This window comes from Rhizobium viscosum (assembly GCF_014873945.1).
Classification (GTDB): Bacteria; Pseudomonadota; Alphaproteobacteria; order Rhizobiales; family Rhizobiaceae; genus Rhizobium; species Rhizobium viscosum.
Map to the genome: position 1 here is coordinate 3237012 of NZ_JADBEC010000001.1, position 17911 is coordinate 3254922.

At 59.3% G+C, this 17911-nt stretch carries 24 protein-coding genes; 14 read left to right on the forward strand and 10 right to left on the reverse strand.

The genetic code is table 11. The annotated features are described in order from the left end of the window. The first annotated feature begins 387 nt into the window (after positions 1-387). The 3 genes from H4W29_RS15835 to H4W29_RS15845 are packed head-to-tail and all read left to right on the forward strand — an operon-like array spanning position 388 to position 2072. Complete coding sequence (locus H4W29_RS15835) at positions 388-888, forward strand: type III secretion system chaperone family protein (RefSeq protein WP_007824374.1); 501 nt, start codon at positions 388-390, stop codon at positions 886-888. 3 nt (positions 889-891) lie between these two features. Continuing rightward, positions 892-1719: a pyrroline-5-carboxylate reductase gene (gene proC / locus H4W29_RS15840; RefSeq protein WP_192729753.1), complete on the forward strand. Its 828-nt coding sequence runs from the start codon at positions 892-894 to the stop codon at positions 1717-1719. Between the two features lie 11 nt (positions 1720-1730). After that, the gene (locus tag H4W29_RS15845; RefSeq protein ID WP_192729754.1) at positions 1731-2072 is read left to right on the forward strand and encodes a tRNA-binding protein; all 342 of its coding nucleotides are present in this window, start codon (positions 1731-1733) and stop codon (positions 2070-2072) included. A gap of 44 nt (positions 2073-2116) precedes the next feature. Here the strand turns inward: H4W29_RS15845 and H4W29_RS15850 are convergent, their stop codons facing one another. Further along, on the reverse strand, positions 2117-2677 hold the full coding sequence (locus H4W29_RS15850; protein ID WP_192730753.1) for a DUF1349 domain-containing protein: 561 nt from the start codon (positions 2675-2677) through the stop codon (positions 2117-2119). 11 nt (positions 2678-2688) lie between these two features. Continuing rightward, the gene (locus tag H4W29_RS15855) at positions 2689-3333 is read right to left on the reverse strand and encodes an MBL fold metallo-hydrolase (protein WP_192729755.1); all 645 of its coding nucleotides are present in this window, start codon (positions 3331-3333) and stop codon (positions 2689-2691) included. A 279-nt stretch (positions 3334-3612) separates the two neighbouring features. On the opposite strand from H4W29_RS15855, the gene H4W29_RS15860 reads away from it, so the two are divergent. The 6 genes from H4W29_RS15860 (at position 3613) to H4W29_RS15885 (ending at position 8002) form a co-directional block, all read left to right on the forward strand. Further along, positions 3613-4230: a DUF1236 domain-containing protein gene (locus H4W29_RS15860; protein ID WP_192729756.1), complete on the forward strand. Its 618-nt coding sequence runs from the start codon at positions 3613-3615 to the stop codon at positions 4228-4230. A 173-nt stretch (positions 4231-4403) separates the two neighbouring features. Next, complete coding sequence (locus tag H4W29_RS15865; RefSeq protein WP_113323654.1) at positions 4404-4670, forward strand: hypothetical protein; 267 nt, start codon at positions 4404-4406, stop codon at positions 4668-4670. Positions 4671-4754: 84 nt separating this feature from the next. Beyond that, the gene (locus H4W29_RS15870) at positions 4755-5027 is read left to right on the forward strand and encodes a hypothetical protein (protein WP_192729757.1); all 273 of its coding nucleotides are present in this window, start codon (positions 4755-4757) and stop codon (positions 5025-5027) included. Positions 5028-5406: 379 nt separating this feature from the next. Continuing rightward, positions 5407-5898 (forward strand): MarR family winged helix-turn-helix transcriptional regulator, encoded by a 492-nt coding sequence (locus tag H4W29_RS15875; RefSeq protein WP_007824353.1) that lies wholly within the window; start codon positions 5407-5409, stop codon positions 5896-5898. Beyond that, positions 5899-6600 (forward strand): response regulator, encoded by a 702-nt coding sequence (locus H4W29_RS15880; protein ID WP_007824352.1) that lies wholly within the window; start codon positions 5899-5901, stop codon positions 6598-6600. 25 nt (positions 6601-6625) lie between these two features. Further along, positions 6626-8002 (forward strand): ATP-binding protein, encoded by a 1377-nt coding sequence (locus H4W29_RS15885; protein ID WP_192729758.1) that lies wholly within the window; start codon positions 6626-6628, stop codon positions 8000-8002. Here H4W29_RS15885 and H4W29_RS15890 read toward each other — a convergent pair. Then, positions 7999-8379, reverse strand: a complete 381-nt coding sequence (locus H4W29_RS15890) for a winged helix-turn-helix transcriptional regulator (protein WP_246517336.1) — start codon at positions 8377-8379, stop codon at positions 7999-8001. The genes H4W29_RS15885 and H4W29_RS15890 overlap by 4 nt on opposite strands. A 98-nt stretch (positions 8380-8477) precedes the next feature. Between H4W29_RS15890 and H4W29_RS15895 the strand changes: the two genes are divergently transcribed. Continuing rightward, positions 8478-9350, forward strand: a complete 873-nt coding sequence (locus H4W29_RS15895) for an oxidoreductase (RefSeq protein WP_192729760.1) — start codon at positions 8478-8480, stop codon at positions 9348-9350. A 63-nt stretch (positions 9351-9413) separates the two neighbouring features. On the opposite strand, the gene H4W29_RS15900 is transcribed toward H4W29_RS15895, so the two are convergent. The 3 genes from H4W29_RS15900 to H4W29_RS15910 form a co-directional block, all read right to left on the reverse strand. Beyond that, entirely contained in the window at positions 9414-9869 is a 456-nt protein-coding gene (locus H4W29_RS15900) for a BA14K family protein (RefSeq protein ID WP_192729761.1), read from the reverse strand. Between the two features lie 145 nt (positions 9870-10014). Further along, complete coding sequence (locus tag H4W29_RS15905) at positions 10015-10230, reverse strand: cold-shock protein (protein ID WP_007824341.1); 216 nt, start codon at positions 10228-10230, stop codon at positions 10015-10017. A gap of 489 nt (positions 10231-10719) precedes the next feature. After that, positions 10720-11610: a DMT family transporter gene (locus H4W29_RS15910; protein WP_192729762.1), complete on the reverse strand. Its 891-nt coding sequence runs from the start codon at positions 11608-11610 to the stop codon at positions 10720-10722. A gap of 104 nt (positions 11611-11714) precedes the next feature. Between H4W29_RS15910 and H4W29_RS15915 the strand changes: the two genes are divergently transcribed. Both H4W29_RS15915 and H4W29_RS15920 read left to right on the forward strand, forming a co-directional pair. Beyond that, a complete protein-coding gene (locus H4W29_RS15915) occupies positions 11715-12278 on the forward strand; it encodes a DUF1176 domain-containing protein (RefSeq protein ID WP_192729763.1) in 564 nt (187 codons plus the stop codon). After that, positions 12251-12700, forward strand: a complete 450-nt coding sequence (locus H4W29_RS15920; RefSeq protein ID WP_192729764.1) for a hypothetical protein — start codon at positions 12251-12253, stop codon at positions 12698-12700. The genes H4W29_RS15915 and H4W29_RS15920 overlap by 28 nt, the downstream gene beginning before the upstream one ends. Here H4W29_RS15920 and H4W29_RS15925 read toward each other — a convergent pair. The 3 genes from H4W29_RS15925 to H4W29_RS15935 all read right to left on the reverse strand — a co-directional run bounded on the left by H4W29_RS15925 (position 12697) and on the right by H4W29_RS15935 (position 14581). Beyond that, positions 12697-13851, reverse strand: a complete 1155-nt coding sequence (locus H4W29_RS15925; RefSeq protein ID WP_192729765.1) for a PQQ-dependent sugar dehydrogenase — start codon at positions 13849-13851, stop codon at positions 12697-12699. The two genes, H4W29_RS15920 and H4W29_RS15925, sit on opposite strands and share 4 nt — an antisense overlap. Positions 13852-13959: 108 nt before the next feature. Continuing rightward, a complete protein-coding gene (locus H4W29_RS15930; protein ID WP_192729766.1) occupies positions 13960-14292 on the reverse strand; it encodes a sortase in 333 nt (110 codons plus the stop codon). Continuing rightward, positions 14282-14581, reverse strand: coding sequence for a hypothetical protein (locus H4W29_RS15935; protein WP_192729767.1), 300 nt, complete (start codon positions 14579-14581; stop codon positions 14282-14284). The genes H4W29_RS15930 and H4W29_RS15935 overlap by 11 nt, the downstream gene beginning before the upstream one ends. A 385-nt stretch (positions 14582-14966) precedes the next feature. Here H4W29_RS15935 and H4W29_RS15940 point away from each other — a divergent pair, with 385 nt between their 5' ends. Then, on the forward strand, positions 14967-16169 hold the full coding sequence (locus tag H4W29_RS15940) for a pyridoxal phosphate-dependent aminotransferase (protein WP_192729768.1): 1203 nt from the start codon (positions 14967-14969) through the stop codon (positions 16167-16169). Positions 16170-16293: 124 nt separating this feature from the next. On the opposite strand, the gene H4W29_RS15945 is transcribed toward H4W29_RS15940, so the two are convergent. Continuing rightward, on the reverse strand, positions 16294-17388 hold the full coding sequence (locus H4W29_RS15945) for a calcium:cation antiporter (RefSeq protein ID WP_192729769.1): 1095 nt from the start codon (positions 17386-17388) through the stop codon (positions 16294-16296). 239 nt (positions 17389-17627) lie between these two features. Here H4W29_RS15945 and H4W29_RS15950 point away from each other — a divergent pair, with 239 nt between their 5' ends. Beyond that, the gene (locus H4W29_RS15950; RefSeq protein ID WP_192729770.1) at positions 17628-17909 is read left to right on the forward strand and encodes a DUF2188 domain-containing protein; all 282 of its coding nucleotides are present in this window, start codon (positions 17628-17630) and stop codon (positions 17907-17909) included. Positions 17910-17911 lie beyond the last annotated feature (2 nt).

Genomic DNA, 17911 nt, shown 5'->3' on the forward strand with positions numbered 1-17911 from the left:
AGATGCTGTATAAGGTGCGGCGTGGCTCATATGTAACATGCCGCATCTCCGATGAAAAAAATCAGGTGTAATTTCCACCTGTGGACACTGCCAAAAAAGCCAATGGGCAGAGTCTTTTACCTCCCCCGCTGAATTTGATTCCATAAGTGCTTTCCACAGCAGGTCCGGCCAAATTTCCGTGAAGGGGGCTGGCAGGTCGCAAGGGGCATTATACACTGATTTTAAATGATGATTCGAAGCGAATTGGTAAGCTCCGGGCAGGTTCACTGCGTTAGTCTGGCAGCGGTTCAGCGATCATCCCCAGTGGTTGTTTCCGGTATTGCGTGTGTCTCGTTTTGTGTTTTTCACGAAGTTAGGCCGCATTCATTCCGGTCAAGAAGGTGCTGCATGAGCCTTATGGAATTGGAAGTCGAACGCCAGTCGAACCCGGTCGATATGATCGAGTACGTGGCTTCAAACAATGACTGGGCATTCGAGCGCTCCGGCGAAGACGAGATCGCGATGACGGTCGAAGGTCGCTGGGCGGACTATCACGTCTCCTTCTCGTGGATGGAGGAATTCGAAGCGCTGCATCTCGGTTGCGCCTTCGACATCAAGGTTCCCGAAATCAGGGTCAACGAGGTCGTGAAACTGCTCTCGGCGATCAACGGCCAGGTGCTGATGGGTCATTTCGACCTTTGGCGCCAGGAAGATGTCGTCATCTTCCGCCAGTCGCTGCTGCTTGCCGGCGGTGCGGAGCCTACCAACCGTCAGGTGGAAGTTCTGCTTTCCAGCGCGCTCGATACCTGCGAAGCTTACTATCAAGCTTTCCAGTTCGTCGTCTGGTCCGGTATGGAAGCCAATAAGGCGATGGAAGCGGTCCTGTTTGAAACCGTCGGTGAGGCGTAAAACATGCCTGCGAGTGCCTTTTCCGCTGCCAATCCGGTCGTTCTCATCGGTGCCGGCAATATGGGCGGAGCGATGCTCTCCGGCTGGCTGAAGAGCGGCGTTCCGGGCTCTGCCGTGATCGTCGTCGATCCCGGCCCATCGCCGGCGATGCTGGCGACCATTGCCGATGCGGGTGCCTCCCATGTCACGGCCGCTCCCGCCAATCTCAAGGCCGGGGTTCTGTTCCTTGCCGTGAAGCCGCAGGTAATGGAAGCCGTGCTTCCGGCGGTCAAAAGTCTCGTCGGGCCTCAGACGGTTGTGGTTTCGGTCGCTGCCGGCAAGACGCTCGCCTTCCTCGAAAAACATCTCGGCGAGGCGGCCATGGTGCGCGCGATGCCGAACACGCCTGCCATGGTCGGGCGCGGCGTGACCGGCGCTTTTGCCAATGCACGTGTCAGCGCGGAACAGCGCGACGGCGTCAATGCTCTTCTTCGTGTGTCCGGCCCTGTCGAATGGGTGCCCGCCGAATCCGATATCGATTCCGTGACGGCGCTATCGGGCAGCGGGCCTGCTTATGTGTTTTATCTCGTCGAGTGTATGGCAGAAGCGGGCCGTAAACTTGGCCTGCAGGCGGACCTTGCCATGCGTCTTGCGCGGGAAACTGTCGCGGGGGCTGGTGAGCTGCTGCACCAGTCCCCCGACGACGCTGCGCGCCTGCGCCAGAACGTCACCTCGCCGGGCGGCACAACCGCTGCTGCACTTTCCGTACTGATGGCTGAAGATGGCATGCAGCCGCTGTTCGACGAGGCGCTCGAGGCTGCGCGCAAGCGTGCCGAAGAGCTCGCCGGCTGAGAAAGACTGTCATGGCTGAAGAGATCGCTTTTGCTGATTTCGAGCGTGTGGATATCCGTATCGGGACCATCATCGAGGCAAATCCCTTTCCGGAAGCACGAAAGCCGGCGATCAAGCTTCTGATCGATTTCGGCTCCGAGATCGGCGTCAAGAAATCTTCGGCGCAGATCACGGTTCATTATTCGCCGGAACGGCTCGTCGGACGACAAGTGGCCGCAGTCGTCAACTTTCCGCCGCGCCAGATTGGCCCGTTCCGCTCGGAAGTGCTGACACTCGGTTTTGCCGATGAGAAGGGCGATATTGTCCTTGCGGCTGTCGAGCGGCCGGTGCCGAACGGCCAGAGGCTGATGTAGGCCGTCACACTTCCTTATCGTCGACCGGCATCATTCAAGCAGCCTCAGTGAATGTCGCGTGAGAGCGGATCGTTCAATGTGAAATCGTGAAAGACGGCTTCGAAGCCGGCACGCTGCGGTGAACAGAAGACGGGGCCGACCAGCACGTCCTCGAGAGCCGGATCGAACCAGGCGAGGCGGGCCATGCGCCATTCATCCATGGTGTCAGTACTGTACTGAATGAACAGCGCGTCGCCGTTGCGGGTGGCGCGGACCGAGATGGCATCGAAGTCATGGCCGATACGGAAGGCTGACCAGTCGGAATTGCCGTTGGTAACCACGGTGCTGAAATGCCTGGCGCCATCGGTATATTCGATGCCGCATTTCATCCAGTGCTTCTCATCGGCGCGGATCATCAGGCCGGCCTGATCGTAGAGCGCTTCGTAGTTGCCGGAGAAGGTGACCTCGGCGGTGAAGTCACCCTTGCGGCTTTCATGCAGGAAGTGGCCGTCGTCGCGGTGGAAGCCATAATAGGTGCCTTGCCAGAAATCGGTCTTTTCGCCGGAGCGGACATGGAGCGCACCGTCGCGCTCCTCGAAGAAGGGTGGCGGGTTCAGCCAGCTCATATGCTTCACGCTCAGATCTCCTTCAGGAAGGGATTTTCACGGCGTTCGTCACCGATGCGGCTGCCCGGTCCATGGCCGCAGATGAAGCCGACATCGTCACCGAGCGGCAGCACCTTGTCCCGGATGGAATCGAGAAGCTGGCGATGATTGCCACCGGGCAGATCTGTGCGGCCGATCGAGCCGTTGAAGAGCACGTCGCCGAGATGGGCGAATTTCTGGGCGCGGTTGAAATAGATGACGTGGCCCGGCGCGTGGCCCGGCGTGTGATAGACCTCAAATTCGTGGGAGCCGAAGGAGATCTTGTCGCCGTCCTTCAGCCAGCGGTCAGGCGTGACGTTCTGCAGGCCCTGGACGCCATATTTCTCGGCTTGGGTCTCGATGCGCTGCAGGAGCGGCAGGTCGTCCTCATGCGGGCCGACGATATCGACGCCGAGCTTTTCCTTCAGCTCCTTGGCGCCGCCGGCATGATCGAGATGGCCGTGGGTAAGCCAGATTTCCTTGATCTTGAGACCATGTTCTTCGATCACGCTTGCAATAACGGGCACGTCACCGCCGGGATCGATGACCACGCCTTCCTTCGTATCGGGGTCGAAGAGAATGGTGCAGTTCTGCTGGAAGGGTGTCACCGGAATGATGCCGGCCTGGAGCATGCCCATGAATGCCTCGCTTCGTGTCTTTCAATTGCCTGTCTCTATAGGCGCAAACGCCGCCGAAGGCAGCCGGAATTTTCGGCCGGCTCACGCGAAAACGACAGGCTGCAACAGGAATTTATCGGCTTACGGAGAGCGGCGCGGCACTGCTTCTGGGTTGATTTTTGAAGGGATTTCAGATGCTTGCTGCGGTCTTCTTTGTGCCATTCTTCGGCCACGTCTACCGCGGCGGAACAACCACGCAACCCGTGCGTTGTCAGCCCATCGCAACAAGGAGACCTTATAATGACCTTGAAGAGAAACCTTTTGCTGGCCGGCGCCTTTCTGGCTGCGAGTGCCGGCCTTGCTCAGGCGGAGATGGTGGCGACGTCCATCAATGACCTGAACATCCGCTCCGGACCCGGCCCGCAATATCCCACCGTCGGCCTTGCCACCCGCGGCTCGACTGCCGTGCTCGACGGCTGCATCGAAGGCAGCCGCTGGTGCCGGGTCGATGTAAACGGCGTGCGCGGCTGGGTCTATGCCGAATATCTGCAGGTCGATCAGGGCGGCTCGCCAGTCATCGTCGAGCAGCATCGCGACGATCTTGGCGTGCCAGTGGTGACCTATGAGACGACCTCCAGCGTCGTGCCGGCACAGCCGATGCCTGCACCCGGTGATGAGCTGATCGGTCCGGTCGGCTCGGTTGAGGCGATTACGCCGCCGGAGGAAGTTCGCACCTATATCGACACAACGCCGGGGCAGGCCGTGCGGCTTGGCGGTGATGTGGTCGTCGGTGCTGAAGTGCCCGCCGACGTGACATTCCAGACGATTCCGGATTACCAGTATCGCTATGTCCGCATCAACGATCGGCCGGTGCTGGTCGATCCGGGTACGCGCCGTATCGTTTATGTCTACCAATAAGCCTATGGGAAAGGCGGCATGCTGCCGCCTTTGTCCTTTCTGCGACCATTCGCAGCGCTCTCGCACTGGTTGCCAGAATTCTCTACTTCTCCTCGTAAATATGATAATATTCTAACATGCCATCCGGTGATGGCATGAGTCGGCGATCGGGGAGATCGCCAGAGGAGAAAATTATGGAAGCGCTACTTCCGCTCATCACACAACTGGTTGCAGGGGCCGTCGGCGGCAATGTCGCAAGTGCTGCGCTGAAACAGCAGGCGATCAATGTCGTTGCGCGCACGATTGCGGGCGCCATCGGCGGCATTGGGGGCGGCATGCTTCTCAGCATGGTCGGCGGTGAGGCAGCAATGACCGGCCTGATCGCAGACGGCATTGGCGGGCTGATTGGCGGCGGCATCCTTTCGTCGGTCGCCGGGCTGGTCATGGCCAAGGCACGCTGAAGGTTCGGACGGACTGGACGCTGGACAACGAAACGGCTCGGCAGACGCACGCGCCTGGCCGGATCGGCATAATCGCTGGATGGTTTGTTCGGCGGCGATGGCAGCGGTCGAACAAACTTCCTTCATGTAGTTGTTCGCCAGCGTTTCGGAGATCGTCGCCGGCGTGAAGCAATACCGGCCGATTTTGGATGCGGCAGCAACCTCCGCTTTCAAGCCGGTCTGGCAGCGTCCGGAGAAGCTGCTCAGCTCTTCCGGGAAGAGTGCTCGTTCGACGACTTCGATGCTGCGACGTTTGGCGAGCTCAATCACGGTTCGGCAGGTGATGCCGTTCAAGAAGCAATCCAGGTTGGCGCGTGAATGGCGCCATTATTGACGAAGGCGATCACCACGTTGATGCGTTTTCGCCCAGGCGGAAGCGTTCATCACCTCACCACCCCGCGTCATGCAATCGGCCGCACGTAAACTTCCGAGAAACGAAGCCATTCTCTCTGCCTCCGGCGCGTTTGCGCCATGGCTGTTGATTGTTGTCCCCATTACGTTCTATCCACTGATGCAAGGGGAAATTGCGCGTTGCGTTGGAGATTTGCCGAGCGGGCTTTAGCTTTCAGGGAAAGAACAGTCCGCGCGGGGCCTGCAACGTTCGGGGAAGCTAGCGGCGACGCAAAAATACGTCACCAAAACCGACATATTTTGCGAAGACTTCGCAAGGCTCGCGCCAAGAGAGAGGAAATGCCGAGTGCCACGACAGACCAGCTCGAAAGCAGGCAAACCTGAACCGCTGGCCACGCCGATGGAGGATGTCGGGATCATCGATTTCGAGATCATCGAGCTATTCTTCTTCGCTTACCGTGACTTCGTATCCGATCCCGACGCCATTCTCGAAAAGAGTGGTTTTGGGCGGGCGCATCACCGCGTCGTGCATTTCGTCAACCGAAATCCGGGCATGACGGTCGCCGATCTGCTCGATACGCTGAAGATCACCAAGCAGAGCCTTGCAAGAGTGCTGAAACAACTGATCGATTCAGGCTATATTCGGCAGGTGGCAGGCCCGGAGGATCGCCGACAGCGCAAGCTCTACCCCACCAAATCGGGCAGGGAGTTGGCACTGGCGCTCGCCGAGCCCCAATCACGCCGTATTGAACGGGCATTCGAGGGCGCTACCCCGGAGGCGCGAGAGGGCGTAAAGGCATTCCTCAGAGGCATGCGAGACAGACAGAAGGCGGATTGAATGGCGGTTAAGACAGGCATTTCCGATGACGCGGCGCATCTTCTCGTCGTCGACGACGATACCCGTATCCGCGCGTTGCTGAACCGTTACCTGACGGAAAACGGTTTTCGCGTGACCATTGCCTCTGACGGGGCGGAGGCACAGCGCAAGCTGGCGGGGCTCGATTTCGACCTCATCATCATGGACGTGATGATGCCGGGCGAATCCGGCATCGAGGTGACACGCGGGCTCAGGGCCGTGAAGAACGTGCCGATCATCATGCTGACGGCGCTTGCCGAATCCGACAGCCGTATTGCCGGGCTTGAAGCCGGCGCCGACGATTACCTTCCCAAGCCTTTCGATCCGCGCGAACTCGTCCTGCGTGTCAACAACATCCTGCGGCGCAACAGCGGCGGCGACACGCCGAAGATCGAGCAGATCATGTTCGGGCCTTACACCTTCTCGCTGACGCGCAAGGAGCTGAAGAAGGCTGCGGAGGTGATCCGCCTGACGGACCGTGAGCAGGAGATTATGCTGCTTTTTGCCCGTCGGGCCGGCGACACGATCCCGCGGCACGAGTTGATCGGAGATGATGCTGAAGTCGGCGAACGTACCATCGACGTGCAGATCAACCGTCTGCGCCGCAAGATTGAGGATGATCCCGCCAATCCGGTCTGGCTGCAGACAGTGCGCGGTATCGGATACAGGCTGAGCATCGACTGAAACGACGGGTTCGGGACCGGCGCAAATGGTGACATTCGACAGCTTGCGGCGGGAAGACCGCTCTCCTGCACCCGGCTGGCGCTGGTTTGTGCGCTGGCTGCGCCGGCGATTGCCGACGGGCCTCTATACGCGTTCGCTGCTCATCATCATCATTCCGATGGTGCTTCTGCAGTCGGTCGTCGCAGCGGTCTTCATGGAGCGTCACTGGCAGATGGTGACGGAGCGGCTGTCGCTCGCCGTGACCCGCGATATCGCCGCCATCATCGAGATTATCGACACCTTTCCGCAGGATGCCGATTACAGCGATATAACTCGCATTGCCCGCGACCAGCTCAACCTGCAGATTTCGATCGAGCCGGATGGAGATCTGCCGCCGCCGCGCGAAAAGCCGTTCTTCTCGATTCTCGACGGCATTCTGAGCGACGAGATCACCGATGAAATCCGCCGGCCGTTCTGGATCGATACGGTCGGCAATTCCAATCTTATCGAGATCCGCATCAAGCTCGACAACCGCATCCTGCGCGTCATCACAAAACGCAGTCAGGCCTATGCATCGAACACGCATATTTTCATTCTCTGGATGGTCGGCGCGTCACTTGTGCTGATCGCCATCTCGATCCTGTTCCTGCGCGGCCAGATCCGGCCGATCCTCAATCTGGCGCGGGCGGCGGAAAACTTCGGCAAGGGACAGAAGGCCGATAGTTTCTATCCGCGCGGCGCTGACGAAGTTCGCCGGGCCGGCCTTGCTTTCATTCTCATGCGTGAGCGTATCGAACGGCAGATGGAGCAGCGCACCGCGATGCTCTCAGGCGTCAGCCACGACCTTAGAACCATCCTGACGCGTTTCAAGCTGCAGCTGGCGCTCGCCGGGGACAACCCTGATCTTGCCGGACTCAACGAAGACGTCAACGACATGCAGACCATGCTGGAGGCCTATATGGCCTTTGCCAAGGGCGAGGTGGAGGAGGATGTCGGCGAGCTGAAGCTCAGCGAGATCTTCGAAAAGCTCGAGATCGATTTCGAGCTTCACGGCAAGGAGTTGACCTATTCCATCGAGGGCGAGGACCATATCTCGGTGCGCCCCAATGCCTTCCTGCGACTTGTGACCAATCTCGCCTCGAATGCACGGCGCTATGCCGACACGCTCCATATCGAGGCCAAGCATGGTGCGAAATGGCTGACTATTGTCTTCGATGACAATGGTCCCGGCATTCCGGAGAAGTACCGGGAGGATGTGTTCAAGCCATTCTTCCGGCTGGATAGCGCACGCAATCTCGATGCTTCGGGCACCGGTCTCGGACTTGCCATCGTGAGGGATATCGCGCGCAGCCACGGCGGCAATATCACGCTTGGCGACAGTCCGTTTGGCGGGCTGAGAGCGACGGTGCGTATTCCAGCCTAGCTTCTGGACGCAGATGTGGGGGCGCCGAATTCATTCAGGTGGATGACAATCCAGCGCCACAGCGAGACGACCTGCGTCAGCAATTCGCGGCCGAGCGGCGTCAGCTCGTATTCCACGCGCGGCGGCACCTGCGGATAGAGGGTGCGGATGACGAGGCCGTCGCTTTCGAGCGTGCGCAGGGTCTGCGTCAGAACCTTCTGGCTGATATCCTCCACCCGCTCCAGCACCCTTGAAAACCGCAAGGGGCCATCGGCCTCGGAAAGCACGTGCAGGACGCGCAGCGGCCATTTCGCAGCGGCGCGTTCCAGCATCTGCCGGGCTCGCGCATCCTGTTCGTCGCTCATGTTGCGGCAGAAATCGAAGATATCGTCATTCATCGTAGTTACTTTCAGGTATGTATAGATCTCCAAGGTACCTTCTTTCTATTGGAAACAACAGATCCTAAATGGAGCGGGAACCGAAAAGGAGGTTTCCCATGTCGAAGGTTTGGTTGATTACAGGAAGTTCGCGCGGCCTTGGCCGGGCGTTGGCGGATGCCGTGCTTGACGCCGGCGACAAGCTGGTTGCGACGGCGCGTGATCCGGGCCAGCTTGCCGATCTCGTTGAAGCATATGGGGAACACGTTCTGACCCTGCCGCTCGATGTGACCGATGAGGCGGCGGGGGACGCGGCTGTGAAGAGCGCGGTCGAAACATTCGGCCGGCTTGATGTGCTGGTCAACAATGCCGGTTACGGCAATGTCGCACCGATTGAGGATACGAGCCTTGCAGATTTCCGGGCGCAGATCGAGACCAACCTCTTCGGCACTATCATCATGAGCAAGGCGGCTATCCCGATCATGCGCGGGCAGGGGACAGGGCACATTATCCAGTTCTCCTCCGTCGGCGGCAGGATCGGTCCGGTGGGGCGAGCGCCCTATGCGGCGGCAAAATGGGGTGTCGAGGGCTTTTCCGAGGTGCTATCCAAAGAGGTCGGGCCACTCGGCATCAAGGTGACGATTATCGAGCCCGGTGGCTTCCGCACGGATTTCGCCGGTTCATCAACGGCGATCTACGAAGGCCGCCCGGAATATGCCGCAACGGTCGGTGCCATGGCGGAATATCAGCGCAATTATAATGGCCGCCAGCCCGGCGATCCGGCCAGGGCGGCCGCCGCGGTGCTGCATATCGCTTCGCTCGATACGCCGCCGCTACGATTGCTGCTTGGCAGCGATGCGGCCGCAGCGGTGGAAAGGGCGGATGCGGCGCGAATGGAGGCCGATCGCACCTGGCGTGTCGTCAGCCAGTCGACCGATTTCGAACAGGGCGGAGGTGCCAGGCCCATGCCCTGGGAGAAGAAGGCGGGCTGAGGTGTGGCCAAAAGAAAAGCGCCGCACTATGGCGGCGCTTTTCGTCAAAACATCTTCAGCCTATCAGCTTGCGACGCAGAAGTGCTCGCGACCGTCATTGCCGACATAAGTGCCGCTCTGCGGATCGAAGCTGCGATAGCGGTAGGAGCAATAGCGCTGCCACTGAGCGCTCCAGGGTTCCATGGCGCCGACCGAGCGACCGTAGACAGGGCGGCCATAGACCGGCTCGGAGTAGACCGGACGCGCGCGGTAAACCGGGGGCGGAGCATATTCCGGCTCATAGACCGGCGGGTCGATGTAGCGGCGCTCTTCATAGACCGGGCCATTATTGGCATTGGCGATGGCAGAGCCGACGATCAGGCCGGTAGCAAGGCCGACAGCACCGCCGACCAGTGCATCGTTGCCGTGGTCATGGCCACGACGCCAGTAACGGTCGCCAGCTGAAGCTTCGCCGATGGCCGAGAGGGTCAAGGCAGCGGCGGTTGCCGTCAGAAGAATGGTCTTTGCAAGCCTGTTCATGGCGATAAAATCCCAGTATCGGGAACCGGAAGCGGCCCCTTCTCAATGGTTCCGAAACTAGCGGCGTCATGCTGAATGGAGTCTGAACGACAAAACCCGGCATGGCTGCCGGGCTTCAACTCGAATTCCACGCCTATACGAGGGTTCAGCCTGAAATCTGCAGATTGACGGCCTTTGGGCCCTTGCCGCGACGATCCGGCTCCGTGTCGAAGCTTACTTTCTGATTTTCCGTCAGACCGGCCAGACCGGAAGCCTGAACGGCAGAAATGTGAACGAAGATATCGGCGCCGCCCTTGTCCGGCTTGATAAAGCCGAAGCCCTTGTCGGTATTGAAGAATTTTACAGTGCCAGTCTCGGCCATGCCTCAGGTCCTTTTGTCTCCGCCCGCCATCCACACGGGCAGCATTACGCTATTGCCTTCTTGCGAAGACGCTGGCAGGCAGATCTTGAAATGTGAGAAAAAGGTCCCCTCTACCTCCGCCGGTTCCAGACAGGACTTAACGCCTGCTGTTTTTTGGGACCGGCTGACCGGAATATTAGCGTTTCCGGCTCGCAAATTCTTAAGGACTTCCCATGCTCGCAAAATGCCCGAACGCGCGAAGAGTGCTGCGTTTGAAGGATTTTGGCAAGCAAAAGTTTTTTAACGTGTCCCTAAGAACACACCCGCAAATATGGCCTGTTTTCGCAAAAACGCAAAAAATCCGCCGCGGGGAGCAAATGATTAACGTTTTATATCGTCTGCAATATAAGTTCCGGGCAGATTTTACCAAAAATGCAACGATAGCGCGTCTTGTCGCTCGCTTAAAAAAAATTCCAGATGGCATTAAACGCCCCATAAATGGACGCGTGTTCAGGCCGTCTGCGAGCGGCGGCGGGTCATTTCGGGCACGAGCTCGACTACAAGCATAGCGATAAACATCAGCGCACAACCGATATAGCCGAGTGGCGGCATGCTCTCGCCCAAAAGAAGTGCGGCGAGCGTCGCGCCAAACAGCGCTTCGGCGGAGAGGAAGATCGCGGCCTGCGACGGCGTGGTGTAGCGCTGGGCGACGACCTGCAGCACGAAGGCGACGCCCGAGGAGAAGATGCCGACATAGAGGATTTCGGGTGCAGCCGCGCGGATATCTGACAGGCTGACCGGTTCGGAAACGGCGGCGATGATCAGCGCACAGACTGCCGTGATTGCAAACTGGGCGCTGGACAGCGCAAGCGGTCGGCCCGTTTCGCCGACCGTCGTACCGGCAAGCGTGATCTGGACAGACCAGAAGATGGCGCAGACGACCGTCAGCAGATCCCCCACCGTCAGGGCCGAAAGCTGGCCGCCCGACAGCATGTAAATGCCTGACACGGCCATGATGGCGCCCGGCCAGATGATCCAATGCGGCGAGCGGCGCAGAAAGAAGACGGCGATCAGCGGCACAAAGATTACATAGAGCCCGGTAATGAAGCTGGAATTGGTGACGGTCGTCGTCTGCAGGCCGATCTGCTGTGTCGACGCGCCGCCAAAGAGCGCAAGGCCGATCATCAAATAGAGGCCGAGATGTCGGCGGTTGGTTGCGACCTTCGCCTTGCGCGCTTCGATGAGTGTGAAAGGCAGGGTGGCAAGTGCGGCGATGGCGAAGCGCAGGCCGATGAACCAGAAGGGGCCGATCGCCTTCATTGCCGTCGACTGCGCGACGAAGCCGCCGCCCCAGATAGCGGCTGCGAGCAATAGAAGGAGGTTCGCCTGAACGCGCGTCATCTCGCCCTCAATGTTTGGGAAGCATTTAAGAGTATGCTGCCGGGTTAGCAGGCGCATCTCTTTTCGACAAGGATGAGAATTCTTCAAATGGTTCGGAGACATGGATGAAGCGGCAATTGATTGCGGCCGTTACGGCAGTTGTTCTGGCAGGGCCTTGGGACGCTTCGGCCGAGGCTTCATCACCCGTCCGGCCGATTGTACGCTTTGCCGATCTGCCCGATGTGGTGCGCGCGGATGTCGAGCCTGATGATGGCGACTGCCACATCGAAGAGCAGCGGCTTGCCCATGGCGACGCCCTCGAAGTGACCGACGAGACCGGGAAGAGACTGATCATCGTGCCCTGCGGCCCGGCTGGTGCCTATAACATGCCTTTCGCGATCTACGGCGGTTATGGCAGCCAGATTTCTCGAACGGTCTTTCCGCTGAAGTTTTCAGAAACGACCGGCGATACGGCTTTCAACATCCGCTACGATGCGACGGAGAGGCATTTCACCTCCTTCGTGAAGGCACGTGGCATGGGCGATTGCGGCAGCTATTATACCTGGCGTGTAGCCGAGCCTGATAACACGGATTTCCTTGTTCTTGAGGAAGTGCGCATCAAGGAGGAATGCGATGCCAGGGCTGATGGCGGTCCGGCAACATGGCCACTCGTGTGGAAGCGCCAATGACGGCAGGATATTCCGGCACGCCGCTCACAAGGAAGCTGGGGCTTAAACCAGGACAGGCGGCCTTGCTCATCAATGTTCCCGATGGGCTGGCCGAGATCGGCGGGTTCGAGGGTTTTGCTGCGGTCGAACGGGTCTTGCCGACGGCCTCTGACCGGCAATTCGATTATATCCACGTCTTCGAAACACGTCGTGTGGCGTTGGAAGAGATGGCGGGGGCGCTAATCCGCGTCGTCAGGCCGGATGGCATGGTCTGGATATCCTGGCCGAAGAAGAGTTCGAAGGTGCCGACCAGTATTACCGAGGATGCATTAAGAGAGATCCTGTTGCCGACAGGTCTCGTCGACGTCAAGGTCTGCGCCATCGACGATATATGGTCGGGGCTGAAATTTATGATCCGCAAGGAATTGCGGAATTCGCTTTAGCCGGCCCGGTCTGCGGCGCGGGAAACCCGAAGCAATTCGCCATCATTCTCGTCGGTTACCATCAGCAATGCGCCATCGGGGGCCACGATCACATCGCGGATGCGGCCGTAATCGCCTTCGAACATGCGCTCCTCGGCAGTGAAGGCGCCGCTCGCATCCCGCTGCATGCGCGACAGCAACTGGAATTTCAGGGCGGCGACGATGAAATTGCCGTTCCATTCGGGAAACATCTTGCCGCGATAGACGACGAGAGCGCCCGGAGCGATCGACGGATCCCAATAGTGCTGGGGCTGCTCGAGCCCTTCCTTTGCTGTCCCTTCGCCGATCTTGGCGCCGGAATAGTCGCGGCCATAGGTGATAACAGGCCAGCCGTAATTCTTGCCGGGCTCGGGATTGTTGATCTCGTCACCACCCTTTGCGCCATGCTCGACAGTGTAGAGCTTGCCGTCGGCACTATCGAAGGTGATGCCCTGCGGGTTGCGATGGCCCTTGGACCAGATCTCCGGTAGGGCTTTGCTGCTATTCTTGAAGGGATTGTCGGCGGGAATGCTGCCATCGGCATTAAGGTGGATGATGGAGCCGGCATCATCCTTCCAGTCCTGCGAACGGTTGCGGTCACCGCGGTCGCCGACGCTGATGAACAACGAGCCGTCGGGGGCGATCGCGATGCGGGAGCCGTACTGGATGTTCCCGCGGGTAAAGTGCCGCATGGTGAAAATGGGCGTGACGTTTTTGAGGCTCTTTTCATCCGAGGAGAGCGTGGCGCTGAAAGCCTCGGTGCCGGAGCCCCGGTCACTGGCGGTTGCAGCGGTCAGATAGAGCTTTCGGCTGGTGGCGAAATCAGGGGCAAGCGCGACATCCATCAGGCCGCCCTGTCCGCGGGCGCTCACTTTTGGCACGCCATCGATCGGATCGGAAACCTTGCCGTCGCGGATGATGCGCAGCCGCCCCGGCCGCTCCGTGACGATATAGCCACCGTCAGGCAGGACCTCGACCGCCCAGGGATGCTCCAGCCCATCGGCGAGCTTCTGGACACGAACCGAAACTTCCTGCGTCCTGACGACGTCCCCGGTCTGGGCAAGGACTGGACCTGCAAAAGCAGCGGCCCCTGCGAGCAGCGCGGCAAAACGGAAAGTCGAAATGGCGTCCATCATAATCCCCGTCGTCAGTTTGAGGGGAAGGTGGCGCGGGGGATGGGGCGCTTCAACGGTAATCGGCACTCCATAACGGTTTTGTGTTCTCGGGTTGATGAGAGCAGGTCAGTTGATTACGCGGGCAGGGAAGCGGGGATCGAAATCAGCCTGTTGCAGTTCGGCGCTCATCATCCGTTGTGTGATGAAGCCGGTGCGCTTTGCTTCAGCTTTCAGGAAAAGCCCGCAGCCGATCAGCGCCATGCCGTAGAAGGCGAGGCAAACGATACCGACGGCGACCAGTTTCTCGACGATCGAAAGTCCGGGGAGACGGGGTCTCGGCGGTGCGGGCGGTGCCTCGTGGGCAGACGCTGCGGCCATGGCAAGTTCCAAATAGGTCGGCAGCGGCTCGAACGTATCGGCTTCCTCGGTCCAGCCGGAACGTTGCGGCTTAGCGGGCATCGCGCTGACCTCCCGAGAGGACAAGGCCCTTGATGCGACGCAGCCAGATGGCAAGCCCGTTTGCGGCGACGAACGCGGTGAAAAGCACCGCTACGCCATCCGTAATCTTCTGGTCGGCATAGGAAGCGTGGAGGGAACCGGAAGCCAGGGCCGGTCCGGCTTCGGCAATCGAAAAGAGGCAGAGCGTCACCACGACGCAGCTCGCAAAAGCGATGACCGCTACCATCAGTGACAGGGAAACCCGGCTTGCACGCATGCGTCCCGCCGCGCGTTCGTCTTCCAGAAACATGGTATGCCCTCAATAACCAGTGTCGGATGGTGATAGAATACCGGTTTGATCTCGGCGCTCTCACGACCGAATTGCGGCATGCCGCGGCATTTGTTGCGGCTTATTCGTGGCAAATGGTAAACGGGCGATAACCTTGATTCTTAACGAATAAACGGACCCGACTTCAGAAACTGATTCAAGTTTTCGTGAGGCCGGACCTGCCGCCTGTGCTCACTCGTCGAAGCTCGGTTCAAGGTTCCGGATGCAGATGCGGCAATTGATCAATAAGAATCATCGCCGCCATCACGCCTTTGCGCTTGAAATGCTGTCATACATTGGACATAGAGCTTAGCGCAGAACTCCGGTCTCGGCCTTCTGCCCGTTTCAACCTTGTAGGACCGATATCATGGCCTTCCTTGCCGATGCCCTTTCCCGCGTGAAGCCTTCAGCCACCATCGCCGTTTCTCAGAAGGCGCGCGAACTGAAAGCCAAAGGACGTGATGTGATCGGTCTCGGTGCAGGCGAACCCGATTTCGATACGCCCGAGAATATCAAGAAGGCCGCCATCGACGCGATCAATCGCGGCGAGACGAAGTACACGCCTGTTTCCGGTATCCCCGAGCTGCGCAAGGCGATTGCCGCCAAATTCAAGCGCGAGAACGGTCTGGAATATTCCTGGGAGCAGACGATCGTTGGCACGGGCGGCAAGCAGATCCTGTTCAACGCCTTCATGGCGACGCTGAACCCCGGCGATGAAGTCGTGATCCCTGCGCCTTACTGGGTGTCCTATCCCGAGATGGTGGCGCTCTGCGGCGGCACACCGGTTTTCGTTTCGGCCACCCAGGAGCATAACTTCAAGCTCCAGCCCGCCGATCTCGAAAAGGCGATCACGCCGAAGACCAAGTGGTTCATCTTCAACTCGCCGTCCAACCCGACGGGCGCTGCCTATACGCATGACGAGCTGAACGCGCTGACCGATGTGCTGATGAAGCATCCGCATGTCTGGGTGCTGACGGACGACATGTACGAGCACCTGACCTATGGCGACTTCAAATTCGTCACCCCCGTCGAAGTCGAGCCGAAGCTCTACGACCGCACGCTGACGATGAACGGCGTCTCCAAGGCCTATGCGATGACCGGCTGGCGTATTGGTTATGCGGCAGGTCCGATCCAGCTGATCAAGGCTATGGACATGATCCAGGGGCAGCAGACATCGGGTGCAACCTCGATCGCCCAGTGGGCGGCCGTCGAAGCGCTGAACGGCACGCAGGACTTCATTCCAGAGAACAAGAAGATCTTCGAAGGTCGCCGTGATCTCGTTGTTTCCATGCTGAACCAGGCCAAGGGCATCGTCTGCCCGGTGCCGGAAGGCGCCTTCTACGTCTATCCGTCCTGCGCCGGGCTCATCGGCAAGACAGCCCCGTCCGGCAAAGTCATCGAGACGGACGAGGATTTCGTTTCCGAACTGCTGGAATCGGAAGGCGTCGCCGTCGTTCATGGCTCGGCCTTCGGCCTCGGCCCGAACTTCCGCATCTCCTATGCGACGTCGGAAGAACTGCTTGAGGAAGCTTGCCGCCGCATCCAGCGTTTCTGCGGCGCCTGCAAGTAATCGGTAGCATCAGCCCCATCAAAAAAGCCCGCCAGAGATGGCGGGCTTTTTCTTTGTCTCACTTTTTGATTCAGCGTGCTTCGAAAGCGATTCCGCTTTTGGCGCTAAGTCGCTGATATCAGATTCAAAGTCCGATCGCTGTCAGCATGATGAACGTGGCGAAGAGGATGAAATGCGTCATACCTTCGATGGCATTCGTCTCGCCGTCGTTGAGGTTGATAGCCGCGGCGATCAGCGTGACCATGACCATCACCGTCTGCACCGGCGACATGGCCATGATGAAGGGCTGGCCCGTATAGAGCGCGATCGCTTCCATGACCGGTACGGTGAGGATAACCGTCGAGAGGGATGCGCCCATGGCGATGTTGACGGTTGCCTGCATGTGGTTGCGGAGTGCGGCCCTCAGGGCCGTCAAAATTTCAGGAGCAGCGGAGATGGCGGCAACCACGATCGCGGTCACGGCCACAGGAGCACCGCTATCCCGCAGGCCTTCGTTCATGAAGCCCGACATGAATTCCGCGAGCGCACCGATGATGACCACGCCGATGAGGATGATGGTAATCGAGGTCGCGACCGATCCTTCGTCGTGGTGTTCTTCAGGATGTTCCTTCTGCCGTTCCGAGCGCGGATAGCTGTAGGAGAAGAAATAGCTGTGCTGGCCGACCTGCATGCGCAGGAAAAGGCCGTAGAGCGCGATCATGGCGATAATGGTGAAGCCTGAATAATAGTGCCACTTGTCGTCGGGCACGAATTCCGGAACGATCATCGAGATGCCCATCGCGGTCAGGATCATCACGCCGTAGGTCTTGCCGGAATTGTCGTTATAGGGCTGCTCGCCATGCTTGAGGCCGCCGAGCAGGGCGGCTAGGCCGAGGATGCCGTTGATATCGAGCATGAGAGCCGAATAGATCGTGTCGCGAACGAGTGTCGGCGACGTTTCCTCGCCGCTCATCATGATGCCGAGGATGATGACCTCGACAGCGACGGCCGAGAGCGTCAGGATCATCGTGCCGTAGGGATCGCCGACCTTGATGGCCAGCAGTTCCGCGTGATGGGCGACGCGCATGGAGGCGAGCACGATGGTGGCGATCAGCGCGGCGGCGGCGAGAAGCGCCATGCCCCGGCCGGCATCCATGACCGAATGTTCCAGCAAGTAAGCGATAACAGCGACGATGACTGCCACGATCAGGAATTTTTCTTCCTTAAGATGCAATGCCATGTCTACCACCAGCGCCGATTTTGATTCCCTCGGGGAATCTAAGCCGGTGATTTTTCTATGCAAGCAGACTCGTCACTGATGAAATTTGCAGTCTGTGACGATTAATGAAATACTGCTTTTCATACGGCAGCCGGAACCCAGATCGCGGCGTCCTCGAAATCTTCTCAAGCGGCCCGCGCTGAACCGGACATGATCCGGGAGCCTACGGATGCGCAACGATAAGAAGAGGAGACACATGCATGGTCAAGGTGGTCTACGAAGTCGTACCGCATGACGGCGGCTGGGCCTACAAGCTTGGAGACGTCTATTCCGAGGCATTTCCGAGTCACTCCGAGGCGCTCGAAGCAGCCCGCATCGTTGCGGCCGAGCAGCAGGTCGGCGGCGACTCCGCCGAGATCAGTTGGCAGGATGCGCAGGGCAAGTGGCATGAGGAATATGCCGAGGGTGGCGATCGTCCCGAGACCGAGGTGGTGGACGCTTTTACCAAGGGCCGTCCGCCCGAGGTTTCCCCAGAGCCCTGATC

Bases quoted from the DNA above. Each gene is read 5' to 3' on its own strand.
- H4W29_RS15880 (WP_007824352.1), top strand. From the start codon at position 5,899: ATGGCGGTTAAGACAGGCATTTCCGATGACGCGGCGCATCTTCTCGTC.
- H4W29_RS15900 (WP_192729761.1), bottom strand. From the start codon at position 9,869: ATGAACAGGCTTGCAAAGACCATTCTTCTGACGGCAACCGCCGCTGCC.
- H4W29_RS15850 (WP_192730753.1), bottom strand. From the start codon at position 2,677: ATGAGCTGGCTGAACCCGCCACCCTTCTTCGAGGAGCGCGACGGTGCG.
- proC (WP_192729753.1), top strand. From the start codon at position 892: ATGCCTGCGAGTGCCTTTTCCGCTGCCAATCCGGTCGTTCTCATCGGT.
- H4W29_RS15950 (WP_192729770.1), top strand. From the start codon at position 17,628: ATGGTCAAGGTGGTCTACGAAGTCGTACCGCATGACGGCGGCTGGGCC.
- H4W29_RS15920 (WP_192729764.1), top strand. From the start codon at position 12,251: ATGGCCACTCGTGTGGAAGCGCCAATGACGGCAGGATATTCCGGCACG.
- H4W29_RS15910 (WP_192729762.1), bottom strand. From the start codon at position 11,610: ATGACGCGCGTTCAGGCGAACCTCCTTCTATTGCTCGCAGCCGCTATC.
- H4W29_RS15835 (WP_007824374.1), top strand. From the start codon at position 388: ATGAGCCTTATGGAATTGGAAGTCGAACGCCAGTCGAACCCGGTCGAT.
- H4W29_RS15930 (WP_192729766.1), bottom strand. From the start codon at position 14,292: ATGCCCGCTAAGCCGCAACGTTCCGGCTGGACCGAGGAAGCCGATACG.
- H4W29_RS15895 (WP_192729760.1), top strand. From the start codon at position 8,478: ATGTCGAAGGTTTGGTTGATTACAGGAAGTTCGCGCGGCCTTGGCCGG.
- H4W29_RS15855 (WP_192729755.1), bottom strand. From the start codon at position 3,333: ATGGGCATGCTCCAGGCCGGCATCATTCCGGTGACACCCTTCCAGCAG.
- H4W29_RS15890 (WP_246517336.1), bottom strand. From the start codon at position 8,379: ATGAATGACGATATCTTCGATTTCTGCCGCAACATGAGCGACGAACAG.
- H4W29_RS15945 (WP_192729769.1), bottom strand. From the start codon at position 17,388: ATGGCATTGCATCTTAAGGAAGAAAAATTCCTGATCGTGGCAGTCATC.
- H4W29_RS15915 (WP_192729763.1), top strand. From the start codon at position 11,715: ATGAAGCGGCAATTGATTGCGGCCGTTACGGCAGTTGTTCTGGCAGGG.
- H4W29_RS15860 (WP_192729756.1), top strand. From the start codon at position 3,613: ATGACCTTGAAGAGAAACCTTTTGCTGGCCGGCGCCTTTCTGGCTGCG.
- H4W29_RS15845 (WP_192729754.1), top strand. From the start codon at position 1,731: ATGGCTGAAGAGATCGCTTTTGCTGATTTCGAGCGTGTGGATATCCGT.
- H4W29_RS15925 (WP_192729765.1), bottom strand. From the start codon at position 13,851: ATGGACGCCATTTCGACTTTCCGTTTTGCCGCGCTGCTCGCAGGGGCC.
- H4W29_RS15885 (WP_192729758.1), top strand. From the start codon at position 6,626: ATGGTGACATTCGACAGCTTGCGGCGGGAAGACCGCTCTCCTGCACCC.
- H4W29_RS15940 (WP_192729768.1), top strand. From the start codon at position 14,967: ATGGCCTTCCTTGCCGATGCCCTTTCCCGCGTGAAGCCTTCAGCCACC.
- H4W29_RS15935 (WP_192729767.1), bottom strand. From the start codon at position 14,581: ATGTTTCTGGAAGACGAACGCGCGGCGGGACGCATGCGTGCAAGCCGG.
- H4W29_RS15905 (WP_007824341.1), bottom strand. From the start codon at position 10,230: ATGGCCGAGACTGGCACTGTAAAATTCTTCAATACCGACAAGGGCTTC.
- H4W29_RS15865 (WP_113323654.1), top strand. From the start codon at position 4,404: ATGGAAGCGCTACTTCCGCTCATCACACAACTGGTTGCAGGGGCCGTC.